This window comes from Nonomuraea sp. NPDC050643 (assembly GCF_040654715.1).
In the GTDB taxonomy this organism is placed as follows: domain Bacteria; phylum Actinomycetota; class Actinomycetes; order Streptosporangiales; family Streptosporangiaceae; genus Nonomuraea.
Genome location: NZ_JBFAIM010000002.1, coordinates 85,771 through 108,667 on the forward strand (window position 1 = coordinate 85,771; position 22,897 = coordinate 108,667).

At 66.5% G+C, this 22,897-nt stretch carries 21 protein-coding genes; 2 read left to right on the forward strand and 19 right to left on the reverse strand.

The window, feature by feature from the left end; translation table 11 throughout:
- Positions 1–107: 107 nt before the first annotated feature.
- From tsf to AB0I15_RS02630, 4 genes are all read right to left on the reverse strand, one after another.
- On the reverse strand, positions 108–941 hold the full coding sequence (gene tsf, locus AB0I15_RS02615; RefSeq protein ID WP_358088983.1) for a translation elongation factor Ts: 834 nt from the start codon (positions 939–941) through the stop codon (positions 108–110).
- Between the two features lie 1,474 nt (positions 942–2,415).
- Positions 2,416–3,393, reverse strand: a complete 978-nt coding sequence (gene rpsB, locus AB0I15_RS02620; RefSeq protein WP_358088986.1) for a 30S ribosomal protein S2 — start codon at positions 3,391–3,393, stop codon at positions 2,416–2,418.
- Positions 3,394–4,480: 1,087 nt separating this feature from the next.
- Positions 4,481–5,095 carry a winged helix-turn-helix domain-containing protein gene (locus AB0I15_RS02625; protein ID WP_358088989.1) on the reverse strand — a complete coding sequence of 205 codons (615 nt, stop codon included), beginning with the start codon at positions 5,093–5,095 and terminating at the stop codon, positions 4,481–4,483.
- 161 nt (positions 5,096–5,256) lie between these two features.
- On the reverse strand, positions 5,257–5,760 hold the full coding sequence (locus tag AB0I15_RS02630; protein ID WP_358088992.1) for a hypothetical protein: 504 nt from the start codon (positions 5,758–5,760) through the stop codon (positions 5,257–5,259).
- Between AB0I15_RS02630 and AB0I15_RS02635 the strand changes: the two genes are divergently transcribed.
- Positions 5,744–7,168 (forward strand): MFS transporter, encoded by a 1,425-nt coding sequence (locus AB0I15_RS02635; RefSeq protein ID WP_358088995.1) that lies wholly within the window; start codon positions 5,744–5,746, stop codon positions 7,166–7,168. The two genes, AB0I15_RS02630 and AB0I15_RS02635, sit on opposite strands and share 17 nt — an antisense overlap.
- 271 nt (positions 7,169–7,439) lie before the next feature.
- Here AB0I15_RS02635 and AB0I15_RS02640 read toward each other — a convergent pair whose 3' ends face one another.
- Positions 7,440–7,598, reverse strand: coding sequence for a hypothetical protein (locus AB0I15_RS02640; protein WP_358088998.1), 159 nt, complete (start codon positions 7,596–7,598; stop codon positions 7,440–7,442).
- Positions 7,599–8,058: 460 nt separating this feature from the next.
- On the opposite strand from AB0I15_RS02640, the gene AB0I15_RS02645 reads away from it, so the two are divergent.
- Positions 8,059–8,988, forward strand: a complete 930-nt coding sequence (locus AB0I15_RS02645; protein WP_358089001.1) for a peptidoglycan DD-metalloendopeptidase family protein — start codon at positions 8,059–8,061, stop codon at positions 8,986–8,988.
- Positions 8,989–9,314: 326 nt separating this feature from the next.
- Here AB0I15_RS02645 and AB0I15_RS02650 read toward each other — a convergent pair whose 3' ends face one another.
- The 14 genes from AB0I15_RS02650 to AB0I15_RS02715 form a co-directional block, all read right to left on the reverse strand.
- Entirely contained in the window at positions 9,315–10,196 is an 882-nt protein-coding gene (locus tag AB0I15_RS02650; protein ID WP_358089004.1) for a tyrosine recombinase XerC, read from the reverse strand.
- A gap of 1,064 nt (positions 10,197–11,260) precedes the next feature.
- On the reverse strand, positions 11,261–12,526 hold the full coding sequence (gene dprA, locus AB0I15_RS02655) for a DNA-processing protein DprA (RefSeq protein WP_358089007.1): 1,266 nt from the start codon (positions 12,524–12,526) through the stop codon (positions 11,261–11,263).
- A gap of 744 nt (positions 12,527–13,270) precedes the next feature.
- Positions 13,271–14,806, reverse strand: coding sequence for a YifB family Mg chelatase-like AAA ATPase (locus AB0I15_RS02660; RefSeq protein ID WP_358089010.1), 1,536 nt, complete (start codon positions 14,804–14,806; stop codon positions 13,271–13,273).
- Complete coding sequence (locus AB0I15_RS02665) at positions 14,807–15,172, reverse strand: YraN family protein (protein ID WP_358089013.1); 366 nt, start codon at positions 15,170–15,172, stop codon at positions 14,807–14,809.
- Positions 15,173–16,019: 847 nt separating this feature from the next.
- Positions 16,020–16,343 carry a DUF2469 domain-containing protein gene (locus tag AB0I15_RS02670; RefSeq protein WP_026215037.1) on the reverse strand — a complete coding sequence of 108 codons (324 nt, stop codon included), beginning with the start codon at positions 16,341–16,343 and terminating at the stop codon, positions 16,020–16,022.
- Between the two features lie 39 nt (positions 16,344–16,382).
- Positions 16,383–17,051 (reverse strand): ribonuclease HII, encoded by a 669-nt coding sequence (locus tag AB0I15_RS02675; protein ID WP_358089016.1) that lies wholly within the window; start codon positions 17,049–17,051, stop codon positions 16,383–16,385.
- 52 nt (positions 17,052–17,103) lie between these two features.
- Positions 17,104–17,697, reverse strand: a complete 594-nt coding sequence (lepB, locus tag AB0I15_RS02680; RefSeq protein ID WP_358089019.1) for a signal peptidase I — start codon at positions 17,695–17,697, stop codon at positions 17,104–17,106.
- Positions 17,697–18,563 carry a signal peptidase I gene (gene lepB, locus AB0I15_RS02685; protein ID WP_358089022.1) on the reverse strand — a complete coding sequence of 289 codons (867 nt, stop codon included), beginning with the start codon at positions 18,561–18,563 and terminating at the stop codon, positions 17,697–17,699. Before lepB (AB0I15_RS02685) ends, lepB (AB0I15_RS02680) begins: the two co-directional genes overlap by 1 nt.
- Positions 18,564–18,700: 137 nt before the next feature.
- Positions 18,701–19,063, reverse strand: coding sequence for a 50S ribosomal protein L19 (rplS, locus tag AB0I15_RS02690; protein ID WP_358089025.1), 363 nt, complete (start codon positions 19,061–19,063; stop codon positions 18,701–18,703).
- Positions 19,064–19,224: 161 nt separating this feature from the next.
- Positions 19,225–20,040: a tRNA (guanosine(37)-N1)-methyltransferase TrmD gene (trmD, locus tag AB0I15_RS02695; protein ID WP_358089028.1), complete on the reverse strand. Its 816-nt coding sequence runs from the start codon at positions 20,038–20,040 to the stop codon at positions 19,225–19,227.
- Positions 20,040–20,540, reverse strand: a complete 501-nt coding sequence (gene rimM, locus AB0I15_RS02700; protein ID WP_358089031.1) for a ribosome maturation factor RimM — start codon at positions 20,538–20,540, stop codon at positions 20,040–20,042. The genes trmD and rimM overlap by 1 nt, the downstream gene beginning before the upstream one ends.
- A 72-nt stretch (positions 20,541–20,612) precedes the next feature.
- Complete coding sequence (locus AB0I15_RS02705) at positions 20,613–20,858, reverse strand: RNA-binding protein (protein WP_139627715.1); 246 nt, start codon at positions 20,856–20,858, stop codon at positions 20,613–20,615.
- Position 20,859: 1 nt separating this feature from the next.
- Positions 20,860–21,306 carry a 30S ribosomal protein S16 gene (rpsP, locus tag AB0I15_RS02710; protein ID WP_358089034.1) on the reverse strand — a complete coding sequence of 149 codons (447 nt, stop codon included), beginning with the start codon at positions 21,304–21,306 and terminating at the stop codon, positions 20,860–20,862.
- 226 nt (positions 21,307–21,532) lie between these two features.
- Positions 21,533–22,786 carry a serine hydrolase domain-containing protein gene (locus AB0I15_RS02715; protein WP_358089037.1) on the reverse strand — a complete coding sequence of 418 codons (1,254 nt, stop codon included), beginning with the start codon at positions 22,784–22,786 and terminating at the stop codon, positions 21,533–21,535.
- Positions 22,787–22,897 lie beyond the last annotated feature (111 nt).

The following is a 22,897-nucleotide window of genomic DNA, read 5'->3' on the forward strand; positions in this document are numbered from 1 at the left end:
ATGAGGAAGCCGCCGTCCGTGTGGATTCGTGGGCTGACTCCCGGTGGTCCTGCACGGCGGCGGCCTCCTTCATTCGGCGGATCGTTGAGCTGGCAGCTTGCCTAAGCCTAAGCCTGACCAACCTTGAAGCGGACAAAGCCAAGGACCTCGACGCCGTTCTCGTCGGCGTACTTGCCCACGCTCTTCTTGTTGTCCTTCACGAAAGCCTGCTGCACCAGCGTGAAGTCCTTGTACCAGCCGTTCACGCGACCCTCGACGATCTTGCCGATGGCGGCCTCGGGCTTGCCCTCCTCGCGGGTCATCTCCTCGAAGAGCTTGCGCTCCTTCTCGACGACCTCGGCGGGCACGGAGTCCGGCTTGAGGTACTGCGGGGCCATCGCGGCAGCGTGCTGCGCGATGTCCTTGGCGACATCGGCGTTCGGCTTGTCGAGCTGCACCAGCACGCCGACCGCGGGCGGCAGCGCGGGGTCGGTCTTGTGCATGTAGGCGCCGATGTAGCCGCCCTCCAGCACCGCGAACCGACGGATCTCGATCTTCTCGCCGAGCGCGGCGTTGGCGGTGTCGAGGTGCTCCTTGACGCTCTTGCCGTCGATGGAGGACTCGAGCAGCGCCGCCACGTCGGCCGGCTTGCTCTCGAGGATGTGCGCGACGACCTGGGCGGCCAGCTCCTGGAAGCGCTCGCCCTTGGCCACGAAGTCGGTCTCGCAGTTGATCTCGAGCAGCGCGGCAGAGGAGTCGCCGTCCTGCTTGAGCGCGACGAGGCCGTTGGAGGCGGTGCGGGTCTCGCGCTTGCCCACGTCCTTGGCGCCCTTGAGGCGCAGCAGCTCGATGGCGCGGTCGAAGTCGCCGTCGGACTCCTCAAGCGCCTTCTTGCAGTCCATCATGCCGGCAGCGGTGATCTCGCGAAGCCGCTTGACGTCGGCCATGTTCACGGAAGCCATTGCTCTTATTCCTTGTGGGATTTCGTCGTCGTCATCGTGGATGGGGTGGCCGCCGATATCCGGCCGTCCACCCTTTGTTCGTACGGCGGCTCGCGCCGTACGAGAAGCGTTGTCGTACTCGGGCCCGGCTCAGCCCGGCTTTGCTGCTGCCTCGCTCGGCATACTGCCCAGCCTCGCTTCGGCCTATCACCTCAGCTCAGCACCGCCTAACGTCAGCTCACGCCACCGGCCCTGCCACGCACAACCCAGGACCTGCCACCAGCTCGTCTCAGCCCGGCAACCCCAGCTCAGCATCCGCCGCACCGGAGGGCTACCACCATCGGCCAGACATCCACCTCACCGCGAAGCCACAGGCCCCGGCTCAGCTTCCGCCAACCGCAGACACCACCACCCGGCTCAGCTCCCGCCGACCCTCAGGGCCACCGCCCGCCGCAGCCTGCGCCGACCCTCAGGACCGCCACCCGCCACAGCTTGCGCCGACCTTTCAGGGCCACCGCACGCTACAGCTTGCGCCGACCTTCAGGACCGCCGCTCGCTACAGCGTGCACAGACCTTCGAGGCCGTCACCCGCCGCAGCACCGGCTTTGCCGCGCACCGACCACATCAGCGCCCGGCACCCGACCACCTCCGCAGCCAGATCCGACCACATCAGCGCCCGGAACCCGAGGCATCACCCTCAGTCCGGCGTCTCTCAGCCCGGCACCCGCCTCACTCGACATCAGCCTCACTCGGCATCAGCCGGCTAAGCGACCGCCGGCCGCGACCAGTGCGCCGATGCCGTCGCGGGCCAGGTCACTCCCTCACCCGGTGTTCGAACCATGGCCCGAACACTCAAGCGAAGTCGCCCGAGAAGCGGCCACGCCCATGCACTGCACGCCTTTGTGCACTCACGGCCGCCGCCCTCGTCACGCCTTGGCCTGGCTTACCGTCTGAGCCCGGATCGACCCGACCCGGCATGCCGTACCAGCTCAGCCATTTGCCGAGCCAGAACACACACCTTGCCTGACCGACCACCCGGACCCTTCGGCCACCGGTGGCTTGCCCTATTCAGCTGTAACGTTGCCGCGCTGCTGTTCTGCGCAGTAGTCCCTGAGCGCTTGCCTAGTCTCAGCCCGGCCTCACGACGCTCCGCCGCTTCACTGCCGTGCGGAGCTTCCACCGTTGCCGGTGTAACTCCACACCGCTCCGCTCCGCTAACAGCGCGCCTCGCATTGCCCTGCTTCGCCTGGCAAGCCCATGCCTTGTTCGCCTGAGCCCGCCGTAACCGGCCCTTGCCTCGCCGGCACCCCTGTCCCAGCAGTCGCTCACCCCAACTTCTGGAGCGACGCAACTCCCTCACCAGAGACACCCGGCCCTCTACCGTGTGCCCCTCACCGCGGCCACCATCAACACGTTGACGTGACGATGACCACGGCGAGGAGACATACCAGCAGAGCAGCACCAGAGCGAGGCGCCAGGCGGCAGATCTAGAAGCCTAGGCCTGCTTCTCGGTCTCGACCTCGGCCTCGACCTCGACCTCGGCAGCGGCGGCCGGCGCCTCGGCCGGAGCCTCAACCTCAGCCTCGACCTCAGCGGGGGCCTCGGCCGGAGCCTCAGCCGGAGCGGCGACCTCAGCGGCGGCGCTCTCCTCGGCAGCGGCCTCGGGAGCAGCCGGAGCCTCGTCGGCCGCACGCTCACCGGTGCCCTGCTCGATGAGCTCGCGCTCCCACTCGGCCAGCGGCTCGGCGGCGGCCGGCTTCTCGTCACCGCGAGCGGCGCCGGAGCGAGCCATCAGACCGGCCGCGACACCGTCGGCGACGACCCGGGTCAGCAGGCCGACGGCGCGGATGGCGTCGTCGTTGCCCGGAATCGGGTAGTCGACCTCGTCGGGGTCGCAGTTGGTGTCGAGGATCGCGACGACCGGGATGCCAAGCTTCTTGGCCTCGCTGATCGCGATGTGCTCCTTCTTGGTGTCGACGACCCACACCGCGCTGGGCACGCGGCCCATGTCACGGATGCCGCCGAGCGTACGCTCGAGCTTGTCCTTCTCACGACGGCGCATGAGGAGCTCCTTCTTGGTGAGCCCCGAGCCGGCGACGTTGTCGAAGTCGAGCTCCTCGAGCTCCTTCAGACGCTGAAGCCTCTTGTGCACGGTGGAGAAGTTGGTGAGCATGCCACCCAGCCAACGCTGGTTGACGTACGGCATGCCGACCCGAGCGGCCTGCTCGGAGATGGCCTCCTGAGCCTGCTTCTTGGTGCCGATGAACAGGATCGTGCCGCCGTGGGCGACGGTCTCCTTCACGAAGTCGTAGGCACGGTCGATGTACGACAGAGACTTCTGAAGGTCGATGATGTAAATGCCATTGCGCTCGGTGAAGATGAAGCGCTTCATCTTCGGGTTCCAGCGCCGGGTCTGGTGACCGAAGTGAACGCCGCTCTCGAGCAGCTGTCGCATGGTGACGACGGGGGCCATGTGCTGGTCCTCCAGGTCTTGGCGCCCTGCGGATGGGCGCGGTTCTCGGTTGTGCCGCGACAGCACGGTGTCTGCCGCCCTGATGCCCCGAACCCGCTCCCGCCGGGCACTTGGCCCGGACCGATGGCGCGGTCCGCAATGGGGCATGCGAAGTCGGCCTGTGGTCACAGGCCACCGAAAAGTCTACCTCCCACACCGCCCCAGCCTGACCGTCTGCGGTCAAAGGGACATCCCACCCCTCCGCCCCACCAAACCCCACCCAAACCACACAAACCCCCGATGACCTCCCCAAACCCACCCTGCCCACCCAACCCCAGCCTCAACGCCGAGCCCCTCACCACCAACCACCTCCACACCACCCCCCAAAGCAAACCCACCCAGCCCCAACCCCTTCGACGAGAAGCCCAGCGACAGCAACTCCGCCCAACAAAAAACCCGCCCAACCCGCCACACCAACCACCCGCAAACCCACCCAACAACGCACCATCCCAACAACAAGCCCCTCGAACCACGACCCCACCCACTACCGATGCGTCCGACCTTTAGACCAACGATCTCCACAGCACGCCAGCGATTCCACTTGGCAAGGATTTGCCCGAGGAGAACCAGCTAGCGGGATGCCCAGCAGCGAGTCGTCAAGCAGCGAACCCGTCCCACAGGGGGCCGTCTAACAGCGGATCCGCCCCACGCTGCACTCCGCGAGCAATGAGATCTTGCGGACGAACCCCCACGAACCCGCCAACAACGCAGCCCCAACCATGCCCCCGCCACGTCCTCCACAACGAGCCCCTCCTACAACGAAGCCCTCCCCCGCAAAGAAATCCCTCACCACCGTTTCCCACACCAACCCCGGAACCTGCAGCACCCGCCCGCACCCCGCACCCAACATCGTCCAACCACGACGCCCTACCCCCACATCCACCCCTCACCGCGCGCAGCCCACACCCCCCACCATGCGCACCCTCACCACGCACCCCCTGAGCATCCCTTACCACGCGCCCCCTGAGCATCCTTCGCCCTGAGCGCCCTTCAGCCCGGGCGCCCTTCAGCCTTGAGCACTCTCCACCGACCCAGACCACTACCAAGCTCAGACCGCGTCGTGATCCTCCGTGGGCAGCCCCGGCACAACCCTCTTCGCGACCGGGAACAAATTGACCTGCACTTCCGCGACCCGCGCCCCCTCCGGCGCATCCTGCTCACTCCGACGCTGAGCCTCATACGGCTCGATCAGCTTCTCGATCTCCTCATACACCCGAACCAACTCTTGAGCGCTCACCCTGAGCCGAGTGCGGCTGAAGACGGTCGCATCCCGCCACTCCTCAGACTCCTGATCGACCCTGGACAAGGCCCGGTCCGCCTCTTCGTTGGCCTCCCGCCGAAACGCAGTCATCAACGTGACCTTGGCCGCCCGAACCTCCGGCTGATCCTCAGGCAGAACTCCGACGCTGAGCCGCCCGCCCACCGCCTTCCAAAGCCGCTCCCTGCCATCCCCTCGAGGCGGCGCATCCTCCACGAACCCGTACTTGGCCAACATCCGCAGGTGATAGCTGGCGGCACTGGGCGTGATCCCCGCGATCTCCGCCACTTCGGTAGCAGTCGCACTGCCCTCAACGCCAAGCCTGTTCAAGATCAACAATCTGGCCGGATGAGCCAGCGCCCGCATCGCCTTGGGATCGCTGAGCCCTTCACTGTCCCGCGTCATGCGCCAAAGGTACCCATCTTCAGATCTGAAGTGTTGCTTTCACATCTATGAAGGATTATCTTCATATCTACTATGAAGCATTCCCTTCACAACCACCCAGCCTCCTCACCCACCAACGTCACCCCGCAAGCCTTCACGCCGACCACCACCTTCGAACCCCCTCACTCTTGCCAAACCTCCCGCCAACCACCACCGAACCTCCACACGACCCACTCCATCCAGCCCACACAGCCCAACACCCCAAAGCCCGCAAACACCGACACCCACGACCCAACCGCCCACACCGGCACCGCGACGGGCACGAACATCACGGGCACGGGCACCCCCGGCATAGACACCACCGGCACAGGCGTAGGCGCCACCGACGCTTGCGCCCCCAGCACAGGCACAGGAGCCACCGGCGCTGGTGCCACCAACACGAGCGCTGGCACCACCGGCACGAGCGCTGTGGGCACCACTAGCAAGAACATCATGGGCGCCATCGGCACGAACGCGGGCACCACCGATACGAGGGCCGTGGCCGCCTCCGGCACGAACATCATGAGCACCACAGGCACTCCCCGCACCACAGGCACTCCCCGCACTACAGGCACCACCGGCACCACAGACGACAGCGGCACCACAGACGACACCGGTAGCACTGGCATCGTGAGCACAGAGACCACTCACACCAACGCCACGAAAGCTCAGACGACGGGCACCGGCACCACGACATCGACATCGACATCGACATCGACCACAGCAATCAATGACGCAGAGCCATCCCCTCCCCCCGTCCCCCTCCGAAAGCAGCGCGACTACCGCCTGCTCTGGACAGCCCGAACCATCTCGGTCACCGGCTCAGAGGTCTCCAAGCTGGCCATCCCCCTGACCGCGATCACCTTGCTAACCGCTTCCCCCGCCCAAATGGGCATACTGACCGCCGCAGCCTCCATACCCGCGCTCCTGTTCGGCCTCCAATCAGGCGCCATAGCCGACCGGCTCACCCGCCACCGCCCCCTGATGATTGCCTGCGAACTCGTCTCCTGCGCGGCCGCCGCCACGATCCCCATCGCCTGGCTCCTCGGCATCATGAACGTCACCTGGCTGATCGTCGTAGCCCTCGTGATCGGCTCGGCCGGAGTGCTCTTCCGAGCCGCGAACTTCCCCCACGTCGCAGCGGTTGTCTCCCCGGAGCAGCGAACCGAGGCAATGGCCGGCTTCCACGCCTCCTACTCGGTCGCCTCGGTGAGCGGCCCCGGCCTCGCCGGCCTCTTGGTACAACTCCTCACAGCACCCCTCGCCGTACTCGCCGAAGCGCTGTCGTTCTTGGCCTCAGCCCTGCTACTCCGCTCGATCCGCACGCCGGAGAACACCACCCCCGCGAAATCCCGAGGCATGTGGCGCGACGTCGTAGAAGGCCTGAAAGCCAGCGTCACCCACCCAGTACTTCGCGCGCTCCTGGGCGCAGGCGTCACGATCAACTTCTTCGCCATGGCGTACACAGCCGTCTACATGCTCTACATGCTGAACACCCTGCACATCCCCAAAGCCCTGATCGGCGTACTCATCGCCCTGAGCGGCGCCGGCGGCCTCCTCGGCGCCTGGCTGACAGCCCGCCTGTCCAAGCGCTACGGCGAAAACCGCATCCTGCTCATCGCAGTGCTCTTCTTCCCCATTGACATCCTCGCGGTAGGCCTGCTCGAGGGCCCTCTGTGGTGGAAACTCGCGCTCCTCTCACTCACCGGCACGCTCATCGGCGGCACAGTCGTAGCCTTCGCCACCTGCATGGGCGCCATCACCCTCCGCGAAACCTCCCCCGAACTCCGGGGCCGCGTGAACGCCACCATGACCTTCGCCGTACAGGGCGTCCTGGCCCTGGGTGGCCTGGCCGGAGGCATCCTGGCCGAATTCCTGGGCCTGCGCCCGGTCATCCTCATCTGCGCCGCAGGAATGGCCCTGAGCTCCATCTGGATCTGGACGTCACCTCTACGCCCCCACCGCCCCAAGCCCCGCACCCCGAGAACGCCACCCCAGCTTCCGCGAATCCCAGAATCCCTGGACACCTTGATCCCCACCAAACGCCACTCCTGACCAGCCCCACACACACCCACGACCGCACCAAAGCGCAGCGGCACCACCCCACAAGACCCGCCAAGAAGCACAGAACCCACCGCCAGACACTCAACCTGGCCGGTTCCCAACCACCACCAACAACCGACCATTTGCGCTACGCCCGAAGCCACCCCTCGCAGTACGCCGAAGCCGCTCCCATCATCCCGCTTCCCCACCACCACTCCGCCGCTTCATCCACACCCCACCCACACCCAGCTCTCACTATCCACAGAACGACGTTCGCTTCCCCCTACCAAGGCACCCACCGCCAAACTCCGCCCATGAACGTCGACTCCACCGTTTCCAGCACCTCCAGCACCTCCAGCACCTCCAGCACCTCCAGCACCTCCAGCACCTCCAGCACCTCCAGCACCTCCAGCACCTCCAGCACCTCCAGCAACCAGACCACACCCACCACACCCACGCACGACGTAACCCACACTCCAGCTACCCACCAGTTCCACCCCTCCGTCCCGAAAATCCGACCAAGCGCTGCATTGCCACCCACTCCTCACTCCACATTTCAAGCACCACGCCCAGCGCCTGACCACTCATGCACACAAGGCCGAGTCCCACCCCCACCCCCATGCCACCCACGCGCGCCGAGCCCAGCCCCAGCCCCAGCGAAACACTCCCGCCTATGCACATCCGGCGGCACACCAACCCCGCAGAAGCACCACCTCTACGCCTCAAGCCCAACCCCACCCCCACCCGAGCGCCACCTCCGCAACATCTCACCCCAGAGAACGGCTCCAAGAGCCACGCCCCTCAGAACAGCCGTCCTGACAGCGATTCTCTCCGCAGCCATAGCCCTCTCAATCCCCGCCCTCCCAGCTCGGGCCACCTCTCCCCCTACCTGGCGCTGGCCCTTGGACGGCACTCCCCGGATCCTGCGCCGTTTCACCCCACCCCCCGAACCCTGGCTCGCCGGTCACCGCGGCATAGACCTGGCCGCTCCAAAGGCCACCCCAGTCAGAGCAGCAGGCCCAGGCACAGTCCGCTTCGCCGGCCCCGTGGCAGGAAAGGGCGTGATCACCATCGATCACGCGAACGGCCTGCGCACGACATACCTCCCGGTGACGCCCTCGGTCCGCCGAGGCGAATCCGTCACGCTGGGAGCCAAACTAGGCGTCATAGAAGCGACGAAACCCCATTGCCAAGAGTCCTGCCTACATTGGGGCCTCATTCGCGACACCCGCTACCTGAACCCACTCCTACTCCTAGGCCAAGCCCCCACCCGCCTACTCCCCTTCTGGCCCTCACCCACAACCGCCCTCACCCCCAAGAGCATCACCCCAGCACGACCCAACACACCGGCTCAAGCAGGCCCACCAGAAGCACCCGATTCAGCAACCCATGCGTTCCACTTTCCAACCCCAGGCTTCGGTCCGACACAGCCCGAATTCACACCCCACACCACGACCCCACCAGAATGGGCCGCCACCCCCACAACCAACGCGCTGTCAGAAACGGGACGCGAAGCCGCACCCCCAGCAATGTCCGCAGAAACGGAAATCCTCACCACCACAACCGCATCACCAGAGCAACCCTCAAGCCCCACCCAGGCGATCCGGCTCCTGACACGCTCAGCGTCGACCTCAACCACCACCACCGCCATCATCGGCCTGGGGACACTTCTGGGCGCGATTCTCCTGCTGATCGCCCTACGCCGCAGGCGCCGAAGCGACCATCCCCGAACGACGACCCGATACAACCCACCCAGAGGCCAACACCGCAAAGGCAGAGGCAAGGGCAGACGCCGAGGCCCAGTCAGACACAGACGCGAAGGCGGAAACTAACACACGCCAGAGCTCACAAGAAGGCGAACACAGAGGTGGGGACAAGACAAAGCTCTTGGCGGAAGACGAACCTCGCTGAACGACGAAGCCAAGCAGAGGCCAAAAAACTTAGCGACGACAGATGCTCAGACCGACGCCAAGCCCGAAACCCTCGACGTCACATCCCATTAGCCTGAATCACGTCGCCCGCGTTCAGCGGATCATCCCCTCACCAGCAGTCGTGAACGCACCGACTTCTGCCATACTCATCTCCGCGCACGCAGATATTCAGCGGAAACACCCACTATCGCCCAGCGGAGAGCGCGCACCGCCCCACGAATGCGCCCTCATGCCCTCGGATGCGCCTGCCGATATGCCGCCCGCAAACGCTCAATCGAGACATGCGTATAGATCTGTGTGGTGTTCAACGACGCATGGCCCAGCAGTTCCTGAACGCTCCGTAGATCCGCCCCACCCTCAAGCAGATGAGTCGCCGCAGTGTGCCGCAATCCATGCGGCCCCATATCCGGCGCCCCTTCCACCTGCGCCAGCCGCGCATGCACCACTCGTCGTACGGTCCCGGCGTCGATGCGCCCTCCGCGTACCCCGAGAAAGAGCGCCGGCCCCGACCCCGCCCTCACCCACAATGACCGCCCATGAATGCACCATCGGTCCAAAGCTCGAAGAGCGGGCAGCCCGAACGGCACAGACCGCTCCTTGCGCCCTTTGCCCAGCACCCTGATGATGTGCCGCTCGCGGTCCACATCATCGACATCCAGCCCGCAAAGCTCGCTCACCCGCACACCGGTGGCGTACAGCAACTCCAGAAGCGCCTGATCCCGCAGCTCCTTCGGCTCCACGGTCGCCCCCGCCTCAAGAACCGCCTCTGCCTGCCGATGGTCGAGTACGGCCGGCAACGGCCGCGGCGCCTTGGCACTCCCCAGGAGCAATCCGGGATCAACCGCCAACCACCCCCGCCGATGGCAGTACGCGGTGAAGGTACGAGCACAGGCGGTCCGACGCGCCAGCGTGGCCCTCGCCTTGCCCTCGCCATGCTGCTCAGCCAGCCACTCCCTGAGCGTCGCGATATCAAGCACCTCGATCCGCCCGCCCAAGTGGTCAAGCAGAGAGTTGACGTCGCCCAGATAAGCCCGAACGGTATGCGGAGAAAGATCGCGCTCGAACCGCAGATACCGCCCGAACTCGGCAACGACCTCCTCCCTACTCACACCCACGCTCCCGCCGGCATCTCCCGAACTTCCGCTCACACCCAACTCCTACCGCCGTACGCGACCTCGCGCTCATGTCCACGTCCACCGCCACACAGCCTCATGCTCACGCCCACTTCCACCTGCGAACTCAGTCACGCACATACGCTCACCTCCGCCTCCAAACGCGGCCTCACACTTACCTCCTCTTCCATCGGCGCACTCAGTCACACGCAGACACCGCCTCTACCGCCACACGCGGCCGCACGCACACATCTACCTCTAGCGCCGTCAGGTACCTCTACCACCGTCAGGGCCCACACTGACGCCCAGTCCTTATCGGCCTCAGTTCGATGGCTCACTGCCCAACCGGTTACCCGCACCGTACGCCTAGCGACGGCGCTTGTTGCTCTGTTCAGCAGCCTGTAACACCGCCCGATCGGCGGGCAGGGACGGTCCAAACGCCACGACCACGCGAGCAGCTAGCAGACGAATGCTTAGCCATGCCGCTCCACGGGACGCAACGAGCCCGTGCTGGAGCCACATCTCGTCACGGGACATAGTCCGACTGGTGCGAGGAGCCGCTGACGCGGGAGTGCCCGAGGAAGGTTGCACTCAACGTCTCCGCCAGCGCTTTCGACGGCCGCACGGCCTCGCCGACCTTCTCGCAGGCGAACAGCCCGATCGACGGCCCTCGAAGATCGATCGCGATCGAGAGACGCCCTTACCTGGACATACTCGGGTTCCGGCACCGACGGCGAGCGCGGGGCTGGGGGCATGGTGACGGCCACCGCTTGATCCTTGGAGGGTCTCGTTGAGACCGAAGGAGAGCAGAACGATGGCCGCAGACACAGTCTGGCGTCTGAGCGATCGCTGGCGAAGTGGATCCGCCACCGGTGACCCCTACTTTGTGGCGGTCCAAGTTGGAGAACGCGAATGGGGTGGTGGTCCGTGTGAGAACTGGTGCCGCGCTGTACGGGGCGATCTACGACAAGCTTGTTGAGCATGGATAGGGGGCCGAAGGCGTTAGGGAGCTGCTTACCGTATTCAGGCGGGTGCCGTCACGCTGTTTCGCGGTGAGTCAGTTACGTGGCCTCTGGGGAGTCCTGTTCTGGATCTGGGAACGGTGGATGGTCCGTTGGGGCATGTTGTGGGGTGGGTGGAGGTTCTAGGGCGGCGGAATCTGGTGCTTTGCGGTAGGAGGTCGTCTGCTTGCGGAGCCGCCAGCCGCTGGCGGTTCGCTCTATGTAGCCTGCGGCTGCCAGGCCGCCCAGAGCGCTCAAGGTCGCGTCGAGGCTCATTCCCGCCGCCACCGCTATGGATGCCGGGCCTGCGCCGCCTCGGGTGGGGATCGCGTCCAGGACTCTCTTGGTGGGCTCGTTGAGCCTGTCTCGGGGAACGGCGGGGGCTCGGGATTGCGAGGCCAGGTCGTCGCCTATGACGCCTACGAGGTCGATCATCTCCTCGGGAGAGGTGATGCAGACGGCTTTGCGTTCTCGGAGGAGTCGGTGGCAGCCGGCCGACATGCTTGAGGTGATCGGGCCTGGTACTGCTCCAAGGTGCCTGTTGAGGGACATGGCGTGGGTGGCTGTGTTGAGTGCGCCGCTGCGTACGGCTGCCTCCACCACGACCGTGCCTCTCGACAGGGCGGCGATCAGGCGATTCCTGATGAGGAAGCGTGCCCGGGTGGGATGTACGCCGGGCGGGCACTCACTGATCACGACCCCCTGCCTTCTGACGGCGGCGAACAAGGTGTCGTGGTTGCTCGGGTAGCAGATGTCCACGCCGCAGGCCAGCACCACCACTGTTGGCGAATCGGCGGACAGGGCTCCCCTGTGAGCTGCCCCATCGATGCCGAAAGCGCCGCCTGACACGACGGTCCAGCCTGCCTCGCTGAGCCCCACGCCGAACTCTGCCGCGATGTGCGTGCCGTATGAGGTGGCGGCTCGAGCACCTACCACCGCCACGGACTTGAGGCAGGAGAAGCGGAGGTCCGCGGTGCCGTGTACCCACAGTGCCAGGGGGCGGCTGGAGCCTAGTTGGTCCAGTTGGGTGGGCCATTCTGGGGTGCCGGGGGTGATCAGCCTTGCTCCGGATCTTTCGCCTGCTTCCAGGTCGGCTGCTGGGTTGGCCGCTGCCAGGCGGGCGTACCAGGCGTTCAGGCGGGCGGTCAGGTCCGGTGGGCGATCTCGCTGGGTGGTCTCCGTGGTTATGAACTCTGGTGGCAGGGTGCGGGTTCGGATTGCTTGCACTGCGTTCAACACGCCGTACTGCGTGACGAGGCGGCCCATGATCGGGTCGCCTACGTCTGTGGCTCGCATGAGGGCGGCTCTGGCCTCAACCTCAGTCAACCCAGTTGTTCCGCCGGGACCGGGACGGGTGGTGGGGCCGGTCGTGGGGCCGGGTCCGGGGCCGATGTTGGGGCCGGGTCCGGGCCCGGTGGTGGGACCGGGTCGGGGACCGGTGGTGGGACCGAGTTCGGGGCAAGGGCCGGCACCGGTAGCGGGGCCGAGGCCGGGGTTGGGGTTGGAGCCGGGAGCAGGGTTGGGAGCAAGGCTTGGGCTGGGACTGGGGCCGGTAGCGGGACCGGTTGTGGGTGCAGGTTCGCCGCCTGTTGCGGTTCCTGCTCCGATTGTGGCTCCCCTACCAGTAACAGCTGTGGTCCAAGGCGCGGGTTCTGGCTCCGTTGGGGCACGGCTGATGGCGTGAGGGTCTGCGGGGGTCCTGCCGGCATGGGGTGCGGCTGGTTGTGAGGTTGTGCTGCTCACGGTGACCTCTCAGGTACGAGTGCGGTGTGACGGATGTTCGGGCACGGGTGGGACACGGTGGTGTCCTCCATGCTTGGGGGCTCGGATGGGCGGATTGGGCACAACTACTCCCCTAGAGCGCACGACACGTGCGGAGAGCCCGTCGGCGGTGCGGGCGGCGTACTGGAGCATGGGAGCTGTTGGTGGCCGCGCATGTGCCCGTAGAGCGCTGTGTGTGGGATCCCCGGGCTGGGGGCGGCGTAGGACGCATGTGCGGGGTGGGGTCCCGGGGGTGATGCAGGCGGCGGGAGGCGAGGGGGGTTGCGTGGCTTGTTTGGCTTCTGGGCATTACGACTTCACTCCTAGCCAGAAGCTGAGGGCCGCGTTGGTTTCGTCTTGTTCTGGGCTGTCCTTGTTGGCCAGGTCGGCGAGGGTCCAGGCGACTCGGACGACGCGGTCGAGGCCGCGGGCTGTGAGGGTGCCTGAGTCCAGGCAGGACGTCATGGGTTGCATGGCGGCGGACGAGGGGCGGTAGTCGGTGTTGAGGACGGAGGCGGGGATTTCGGCGTTCGTACGCCAGGGAGTGCCTGCCAGGCGCTTGGCGGCCCGTTCGCGGGCTATGAGGACGCGTTCGGCCACCGTCTTGCTGGTCTCCACGAACTGGCGGTCGGCCAGGAGCTCACGCCTGGTCGAGCGGACCACGGTGACCTTCATGTCCACACGGTCGAGGAGCGGGCCCGAGAGTCTTCCCAGGTAGCGGCGCCTGACGGTGGGAGAGCATTTGCAGGTGTCGTTCAGTTCCTCCGGCTGGGCGCAGGGGCAGGGGTTGGCGGCCAGGATGAGCATGAACCTGGCGGGGAAGGTGACCGAGCCCGCTGATCTGGATACGGTCACGCGGCCCGACTCCAGTGGCTGTCGCAGCGCGTCCAGGACATGGCGGGGGAACTCTGGGGCCTCGTCCATGAACAGGACGCCTCTGTGCGCCAGGGAGACGGCTCCGGGCCGGACGATCGTGCTGCCGCCACCGATGATCGCGGCGGACGTCGCCGTGTGGTGTGGGCTGACGAACGGAGGTCTGCTCATCATGGGGGCGCTGGGCGGAAGGACGCCGGCGACCGAGTGGATGGCCGTGACCTCCAGAGCATGGTCGAGGTCCAGGGCTGGCAGGAGAGTGGGGAGGCGTTCGGCAAGCAAAGTCTTGCCGGTGCCTGGTGGGCCGAGCATCCAGAGGTTGTGGCCGCCTGCCGCGCACACTTCCAAGGCTCGGCGGGCTACCGGCTGGCCTACGACGTCCGCCAGGTCGACGTCTGGGGTGGCGGTGGATTTGGGGGGTTCCACGACCTCCTCGATCTCCGGCTCAGGCGGGTCGTCTCCCTTGCGCAGCCACTCGACGAGCTGGCGTAGGTGCGCCATCGGGACGACTTTCACATCGGGTACGAGGATTGCCTCGGCCGAGTTTCCCGCCGGGACGACCACTGTGACGTCGCCGGTCTTGGCCGCGCCCAGGACGGAGGGGAGGATGCCGCGTACGGGTCTGATGCGGCCGTCGAGCCCGAGTTCTCCCAGGAAGAAGAGCTCCGCGATGCGTTCGGCGGGAACCACCCCGGCCGCGCCCAGAATCGCCACGGCGATGGCGAGGTCAAATTGCGAGCCCCTTTTGGGGAGGCTTGCGGGGAAGAGGCTGACGATGATGCGGGCGTCGGGCCAGGGGTAGCTGCTGTTGACCGTCGCGGACCGGACGCGGTCGCGGGCCTCGCTGAGTGCTGTGTCGGGGAGGCCGATCAGGTGGATTCCCGCCAGGCCGTTGCCCACGTCGGCCTCGACCTCGACAGTGCGGCCTGTCACCCCGACGAGGGCCACGCTGCGGGTGCGGGCCACGGCCATCTAGATCGCCCCCCGTACGTGGCTCAGCGCGAAGTCGCCGGCGAAGCGTTCCAGAGCGATCACGTCGACTCTTACGGCCTCGAACGTACGGGGCTGGGTGGACAGCCATTTGGCGGCGAGCATTCGGAGCCTGGCCAGCTTGGCGGGGCGTACGGACTCCAGTGCTGTGCCGTGGGATCTGCCCGAGCGGGTCTTGACCTCGACGACGACCAGGGTGGGGCCGTCTTCGGCGATGACGTCGATCTCGCCGTGACGACAGCGCCAGTTGCGGTCGATCACCCGCATGCCCTCGGCCTCTAGGTAGGTCACGGCTATCTGCTCGCCTTGTTTACCTAGTTCGAGCCTGTTCTTGCTCTTTGTGGCCATGTGCCATCTCCGTCCGGTCGGGTTGTGCCTGACCTTCGCGGATGCGGGATGGGACGGGGGCGGCCGAACGTGATTCTGGGGATGACGGGTGGCGGGTGGTCGGAGGTTGTGGATAAAGCACATGGCGCCGACGGGGCGGGTTTGAGGTTATGTGCTCGTCGGCCGGTGACCGCTGGCTGACACGCCTTGGTGGATGTGTGGGTGCTGGCCTGTGGAGGCGCGACCGACGTGACTTGTGTGAGGTGTGACTTGTGCGAGGGCGAGCGGTGTGGTCACGCCGCGGGGTGGCTCACGTGGTTTACGTGCCTCATGCGGCGCATGCGACTCCCGATGCCTATGCGCTCGGGAACTGGCGGCTGTGGCGGGATCGTGGCGCGGGATCGTGGCGCGGGATCGTGGCGCGGGATCGTGGCGCGGGATCGTGGCGCGGGATCGTGGCGCGGGAGACGGTCCGGGAGGGTGATACGCGGCTATGCGTCGCGCTGTGGGTGGCCGCGCGGTGAGGGCGCGCGGACATGGAGGCGGGCATGGGCGGCCAGCATGGCGGCGGGATGGTCCGCGTGAGCGGCCTGGAGCAAAAGTGGTGTGGGTGAGAGGCATGGAGGTGGGCGGTTAGGCAGGCAGGTGGGGTGGGATGGCTGCACAGGCGTCTGAATTGGCTGGTGAAGTCATCCGCACCCGAACGTCGGTGCCGCCGGTTACTTGCATACAGCGACGAAGTACGGCTCACCAGGCAGCCACCCACCCCGGCCCCACGACGCACGCAGACCCCATGTCACCCGCAGAAACCGACGCCCCAGAGCCCAGACAACCCACCCCAGCCCAAGCCCCCAAGGCGCCCCAGCCCCTACCCCGAGAACCCTTCCTTCGGCATCTCCAGGTCCGCCTTGGCCAGTTCTTCCACGTTCACGTCTTTGAACGTCACGACCCGCACGTTCTTCACGAACCGCGCCGGCCGATACATGTCCCACACCCAGGCGTCCTGCATCTTCACATCGAAGAAGACGTCACCGTTCTCCGCGGTACGGACGTCGAGATCCACCGAGTTGGTCAGATAGAAGCGCCGCTCAGTCTCCACCACGTACGTGAACAACCCGACGACATCACGGTATTCGCGGTAAAGCTGCAGCTCCATCTCGGTTTCGTACTTTTCGAGATCCTCTGCGCTCATCGCGGTCCTCCTGTCGTACCGGTCCCCCGGTTCGCCTGGTCAGGCAACCCCGGCCCCCATTTCATTTTCACCCATCTCCCTCGCCACCGTGACGAACGAGAAACGGTGATCAGGACACGGCCCGTGCGTTTCCAGCGCCAGCCGGTGTCCTGGTGTGACATACCCCTTGTGTTCGGCGAAGCCGTACTGCGGGAAGCGTGCGTCCAGCGCGACCATCAGGCGGTCCCTGGTCACCTTGGCCACGATCGACGCGGCCGCCACGCATGCGGCCACCTGGTCCCCCTTCCATACCGCCAGCGACGGCGCCGGCAGGCCCGGCACCGGGAAACCGTCCGTCAGGATGTACTCCGGGTCACAGGGCAACTGTGCGACAGCTCGCCGCATTCCTGAAACATTGCACTTGTGAAGACCTTTGGCGTCGATCTCCCCAGGTGGGATGATCACTATGCCCACATGGGAGATGTTCATGATCTGGTCGTAGAGGCGTTCGCGCACCAGCGGGGACAGGAGCTTCGAGTCGCCCAGGCCGTCGATCTGCTTGCGCAGGATGACGGCCGCGACCACCAGCGGCCCGGCGCACGCGCCACGTCCGGCCTCGTCGACGCCCGCGATGGGGGTGAGGCCGCGGCGGGCCAGCGCCCGCTCATAGGCATAGAGCCCGGAATCACGCCGGACTACGCTCGGTCGAGGGCGGAACGCAACTGTCATGACACAGGCAGCGTACGCCCCATTCGCCGCAAACCGCGACCGAAAGCCCCCTCTACTTGACCTTGTCGAAAGTGTCGGGACGCGAGAAAAGATAGCCCCGCGACAGCGGCCAGTAGCGGACCACGGCCTTGCCGACCACCGCGTCCTCGGCGATGAAGCCGGCGCCCGGCTCCTCCTGGTGGGCCCTGGAGTCGGCCGAGGCGCTGCGATGGTCGCCCATCAGCCACAACTTCCCGGCGGGCACCGTGACGTCGAACTTGTCACCGGAGGGGAAATCGCCGGGGTAGAGGTAGGACTTCTCCTCCAGCGGCGTGCCGTTGACCGTGATGCGCTTCTTGGAGTCGCAGCACACCACCTTGTCGCCGCCGACGCCGATGACCCGCTTGATGGTGTCCTCGCCGTTCCAGCCCTTGAACACGATGATGTCGCCGCGCTCCGGCTTGCCCGCGAGCTTGTTGACGAACACGCGGTCGTTGACCAGCAGCGTGTTCTCCATCGACACGGACGGGATGTAGAACGAGCCGACCACGAACGCCTGCAGCAGCAGTGCGATGCCGACGCCCATGACGAGCAGCAGGACGGTTTCGCGGAACCCGCCCTTCTTCTTCTCTTTCCCCACGCCCTCCGCCTTCTTGGTGACGGCCATCAACGCCTCCTACGCAGCAGCCAGCGTCGACGGACCAGCACCAAGGGTACGGCGAACGCGAAGCCGGCGACCAGCGGCACCGACCCACCCAGCGCCTGGAGCGCGGGCTGCGCGAACGTGTCGGGGATGTCTATGGATGAGAATCGGTTGAACGGCCACACGATCACGAAGGCCCGCCCGATGACCTGACCTTCGGGAATGGAGCCGCCGCCCGCGTCGCCGGTGTGGGAACGGGAGTCCAGCGAGACCGAGCGATGGTCGCCCATCACCCACAGCCGCCCGGGCGGCACCGTGATGTCGAAGAACTTGTCGGACGGCACGTTGCCCGGATAGAGGTAACTCTCCTCGTCGATGGGCGTGCCGTTGACGGTGATGCGGTTCTTGGAGTCGCAGCACTTCACGTGGTCGCCGCCGACGCCGATGACCCGCTTGATGTAGTCCTTCTCACCGGGCACGATCCCGAACGCCGTGCCGACCCACCGGAAGAACCCCGCCACCGGGTTGGACGGCTCCTCCAACTGGAACTCGCCGCCGTCCCAGGAGTCGACGCCCGAGAACACCACCACGTCGCCGCGCTCGATGTCACGGGTGTGGTAGACGAGCTTGTTGACCAGGACCCTGTCGTTTTTCAGCAGGGTGTTCTCCATCGACTCCGACGGAATGTAGAAGGCCTGGACAACGAACGTCTTGATGATCAGGGCCAGCACCAAGGCTACGACGACAAGAACGGGAAGTTCTTTCCAGAACGACCCCTTCTTCTCCTGTTTTTCGCCCTTGGCCGGCTTCTGAGTCTCTTCGGCGACCACTTCCACCTCGTCCTCGACAGGGCGGCGCGCCGCGCCGTGCTCCTGGCTCTCGCTAGTCATCGCTGACGAGCCTAGATGATGGAACGGCTCGACAAGCCTCGACCGACGTTACACCGTGCACGAGTCGCTCCACATAAAGGAAACGGCCCTGTAAAGCCGAATGGCCCGCGCAGGGCGCGGGCCATTCGAAAACACGGTTACTTGGCGACCGTGGTCTCGCGCTTCTCACGGATACGGGCGGCCTTGCCGCGCAGGTCGCGCATGTAGTAGAGCTTGGCGCGACGCACGTCGCCGCGGGTCACGAGCACGATCTTCTCGATGACCGGGCTGTGCACCGGGAACGTACGCTCCACGCCCACGCCGTAGCTGACCTTGCGGACCGTGAAGGTCTCGCGGGCCCCGCTGCCCTGCCTGCGCAGCACGAAGCCCTTGAAGACCTGGATGCGGGAGCGGCTGCCTTCGACGACTCGGACGTGAACCTCGAGCGTGTCACCGGGACGGAAGTCCGGCACGTCGCTGCGCAGGGTCGCTTTCTCGAGCTCCTGGATCTTCGTGTGCATGAGAGTCTTTTCCTCAAAGTCTTCGCGGGCACGCGGAGGTCCACCCGGCCGCGCTCAAAGGCGAGCACGGCAGCAGAAGTGGACACGCCTGCTGTCTCTTGGGCCCCCGGGTCACTTGGCCCCGGGCACGCAACACCGACCGCTTGATGGTCGGTAGCGATTCAGTTTGCCACATCTTTCTGACCGACGCGAAACGACAGCTCTTCGAGCAGCTTCCTGTCGCGCTTGTCGAGCGTCTCAGGATCGAGCTCCGCCGCCAATTCCGGCCGATTCCGTACGGTACGCCGGATCGCCTCGTCCCGCCGCCATCTGGCCACATTTCCGTGATGTCCGGACAGCAGCACGGCGGGCACCTCGTGACCCCGCCATACGGGCGGCTTGGTGTACACCGGGCCCTCCACCAGGTTCCGCATGGACCCGGGCGCGAACGAGTCGTCGACGGCCGACTGGGCGTTGCCCAGCACGCCGGGCAGCAGCCGGCCGATGGCCTCCACCATGACCAGCACCGCCACCTCGCCGCCGGCCAGCACGTAGTCGCCGATGCTGACCTCGTCGACGCGCAGCCGGGAGGAGTATTCCTCCATGACCCGCGAGTCGATGCCCTCGTAACGCCCGCACGCGAACAGCAGCCACGGCTCCTCGGCCAACTCCTGCGCGAGCTCCTGCGAGAACGGCCGCCCACTCGGCGTCGGCACGATCATCCGCGGCGACCCACCTCCGGCAGCCGTGCCGGCAACAGCGCCAACAGCCGTGCCGCAGACCGTGTCGATGGCCTCGCCCCACACCTCGGGCTTCATGACCATGCCCGGCCCCCCGCCGTAGGGGGTGTCGTCCACGGTCCTGTGCACGTCGTGGGCCCAGTCGCGCAACTGGTGCACGCGTACGTCGAGCGTGCCGCGCTCCCGCGCCTTGCCGATCAGCGAGACGTCGAGCGGCGCGAAGTACTCGGGAAAGATCGAGACGATGTCGAGCCGCATCAGAGCAGCCCCTCCGGCGGGTCGACGACCAGCCTGCCCGCCTCCAGGTCCACCTCGGGCACCAGGACCTTCACGAACGGGATGAGCGCGTCGTCCTGTCCCTTGCGGCGCACCACGAGCAGGTCCTGGCCGTGGTGGAGGACGTCCTGCACCTCGCCGACCGGCTCGCCTGACACGGTCTCCACGGCCAGGCCGATGAGCTGGTGGTCGTGGAACTCGTCGGGGTCGTCGGACGGCGTCACCTCGGACGAGTCGATGACCAGCATGGTGCCGCGCAGTTCCTCGGCCGCGTCGCGGTCGTGGACCCCCTCGAAGGTCACCAGCAGCATGCCCTTGTGCCAGCGGCGGCCCGCGATGACGAGCGGCCCCTTGTTCGCGGGGTCGGTCGCGATCGTCGCGCCGGGGGGGAAGCGCAGGTCGGGATAGTCGGTGCGCACCTCCACGGTCACGTCGCCGCGTACCCCGTGCGGACGGCCTATCCGGCCGACGACCAGCTGCACCTGAACCTGCCCTTTCTCAACGCGGAGCGCCCCCATCGGAAGAACCGATGAGGGCGCGCAAAAAACCTGACGCTAACGGACCGCTTCGTGCAGGTCGAGCAGGTCGACTCGCACGTACTTCCCGTCGGCCAGGGCGTTCACGACCGTGCGCAGCGCCTTGGCGGTGCGCCCGCCGCGTCCGATGACCTTGCCCAGGTCCTCGGGGTGCACCCGGACCTCCAGGACGCGCCCGCTGCGAATGCGGCGTGCGCGGACCCGGACATCGTCGGGATGTTCGACGATGCCTCTAACGAGGTGCTCGAGAGCCTCCTCGAGCACGTCAGGCCTCGCCCTCGGACTGGGTCTCGGCGGGGGCGGCGGCCTCGGTCTCTTCCTTCTTCTTGGCCTTCTTCGGCGTGGTGGCCGCCGTGCCGGTGTCGCCACCGGACAGCGTCTCCTTGGCCGCGGCCTCGTAGAGGGCGTGACGGTCGGGCGCGGGCTCGGCGACCTTCAGAGGCGCAGGGGCGGGCTCGCCCTTGAACTTCTGCCAGTCACCGGTGAGCTTGAGCAGCTTGAGCACCGGCTCGGTCGGCTGCGCGCCGACACCGAGCCAGTAGGCCGCGCGCTCGGCGTCGATCTCGATGCGCGAAGGGTCGTTCTTCGGGTGGTACAGGCCGATCTCTTCGATCGCCCGGCCGTCACGCTTGGTGCGGCTGTCGGCGACGACGATGCGGTACTGCGCGTTGCGGATCATGCCGAGCCGCTTGAGCTTGATCTTGACTGCCACGGGTGTGGTCTCTCCTGCATTCGAGCGTGGGTGAACGGCATCTCGCCGAGTGGGGCACGACGGGACGACGCTCCAGGGACAGGCGCGTCCGGCGGGAGATGAGAGGGCACCCACCTGGTCACGGTGTTCCAACATGTCATTGTGCCAGATGGACGGCACTGCCCACGACCGGTCGCGGCAGTGCCGTGTAAAGGCTCTGTCCCGGAAGCGTCGAGCGGCCCGCCCGTCAGAAGTATTTCGAGGTCAGGTCCGTGGTCGGCCAGGAGGACACGGAGACCTTGTTCATGTCGTCGTCGATGGCGTCGTAGTCGAGCGAACCCGCCTCCTCGCGCTGGTTGAACACCAGGGCGTAGCTGAAGCCGTTCTGCAGCCGGGCCAGGTAGGAGAACGTGCCCGGCATGGAGCCGTTGTGCCAGGTGTTGAGGTGGCCGGTGACCTGGCGGACCCACCAGCCGCCGCCGTACCAGGAGCCGAACTCGTTGACGCCGATCTCCGGCTTGGCGACCAGCTTGGCGATCGAGGCCGTGCTCAGCACCGTGCCCGGCCGGTCGAAGGCGAGGGTCCAGCGGACCAGGTCCACGGCGGAGGCGAGCCAGCCGCCGTTGGCGTCCTGGTTGGGCATGTTGAAGCCGCCGTACGGGTACGGGACCGTGGTGCCTGAGGTGTCCACCACCGACTTGTTCGTGTACTGCGAGTCGTAGCCGATCTCGCCGGGGGCCGCCTGGCTCTTGAGGCTCTCGCCGAGCCGCATCCGGGTGATGCCGAGCGGCTTGAACAGCTTGGTCTGGATGTAGGACTCGTACGACATGCCGGAGACCCGTTCGATGATCCGGCCGAGCAGCATGTAGCCGTAGTTGCTGTAGACCATCTTCGTGCCCGGGGCGAAGTCGAGCGGGCGGGCGGTGGCGTACCGGATGATGTCGGCGTGGCTGATCGGCAGCGGCACGTCGAGCGCGGCCGAGATCGTGTGGTCCAGCCAGAGCTGGTCCTTGGAGGCGTCGCGGTCCCAGCCGCCCAGGTGCTGCATGAGCCTGAGCACCGTCACCTGCTCCATGCGGGTGTCGGCAGGGGTGAGCCCCAGGAGCTGGGTGACCTTGGCCGACAGGCTGAGCTTGCCGTCCTGCACCAGGCGCATGATCGCGGCCGAGGTGATGTTCTTGCTGAGGCTGGCGATCCGGAACAGCGAGGTCGGCGAGACCGTCGGCAGCGCCCGGGAGTAGTCGTAGTAGCGGTAGCCGCGGGCGAGCACGATCTTGCCGTTCTTCATGATGGCGAGCTGCGCGGCGGTGATCTTGCGGGCCTTCACGAAGTTCTTCACCACGTTGTCGAACCCGGCCAGCGAGGCGGGTGCGGTGCCCGAGGTCTGCACCACCGGCGCGGGCGCGATCGCCTGCGCGGGACGCGTTCCGGCCAGAGTGGCGGCCGGCACCGCGATCGCGCCGGCTTTGAGCAGGCTCCTGCGGGAGAGCACCGTTGTCACGTCAAGCACCTCATGTCACATCCGTACGTTTAAGCCACGTATTTTACGGATGCCACAAACGCTCTTGACACAAGGGCCGAAAACGGCGAACGCCGCCGGGGAGCGCCCGGC

Coding starts and splice junctions, on each gene's coding strand:
- tsf (WP_358088983.1), bottom strand. CDS start 941: ATGGCTTCCGTGAACATGGCCGACGTCAAGCGGCTTCGCGAGATCACC.
- rpsB (WP_358088986.1), bottom strand. CDS start 3,393: ATGGCCCCCGTCGTCACCATGCGACAGCTGCTCGAGAGCGGCGTTCAC.
- AB0I15_RS02625 (WP_358088989.1), bottom strand. CDS start 5,095: ATGACGCGGGACAGTGAAGGGCTCAGCGATCCCAAGGCGATGCGGGCG.
- AB0I15_RS02660 (WP_358089010.1), bottom strand. CDS start 14,806: ATGGCCGTGGCCCGCACCCGCAGCGTGGCCCTCGTCGGGGTGACAGGC.
- AB0I15_RS02665 (WP_358089013.1), bottom strand. CDS start 15,172: ATGGCCACAAAGAGCAAGAACAGGCTCGAACTAGGTAAACAAGGCGAG.
- AB0I15_RS02670 (WP_026215037.1), bottom strand. CDS start 16,343: ATGAGCGCAGAGGATCTCGAAAAGTACGAAACCGAGATGGAGCTGCAG.
- AB0I15_RS02675 (WP_358089016.1), bottom strand. CDS start 17,051: ATGACAGTTGCGTTCCGCCCTCGACCGAGCGTAGTCCGGCGTGATTCC.
- lepB (WP_358089019.1), bottom strand. CDS start 17,697: ATGGCCGTCACCAAGAAGGCGGAGGGCGTGGGGAAAGAGAAGAAGAAG.
- lepB (WP_358089022.1), bottom strand. CDS start 18,563: ATGACTAGCGAGAGCCAGGAGCACGGCGCGGCGCGCCGCCCTGTCGAG.
- rplS (WP_358089025.1), bottom strand. CDS start 19,063: ATGCACACGAAGATCCAGGAGCTCGAGAAAGCGACCCTGCGCAGCGAC.
- trmD (WP_358089028.1), bottom strand. CDS start 20,040: ATGCGGCTCGACATCGTCTCGATCTTTCCCGAGTACTTCGCGCCGCTC.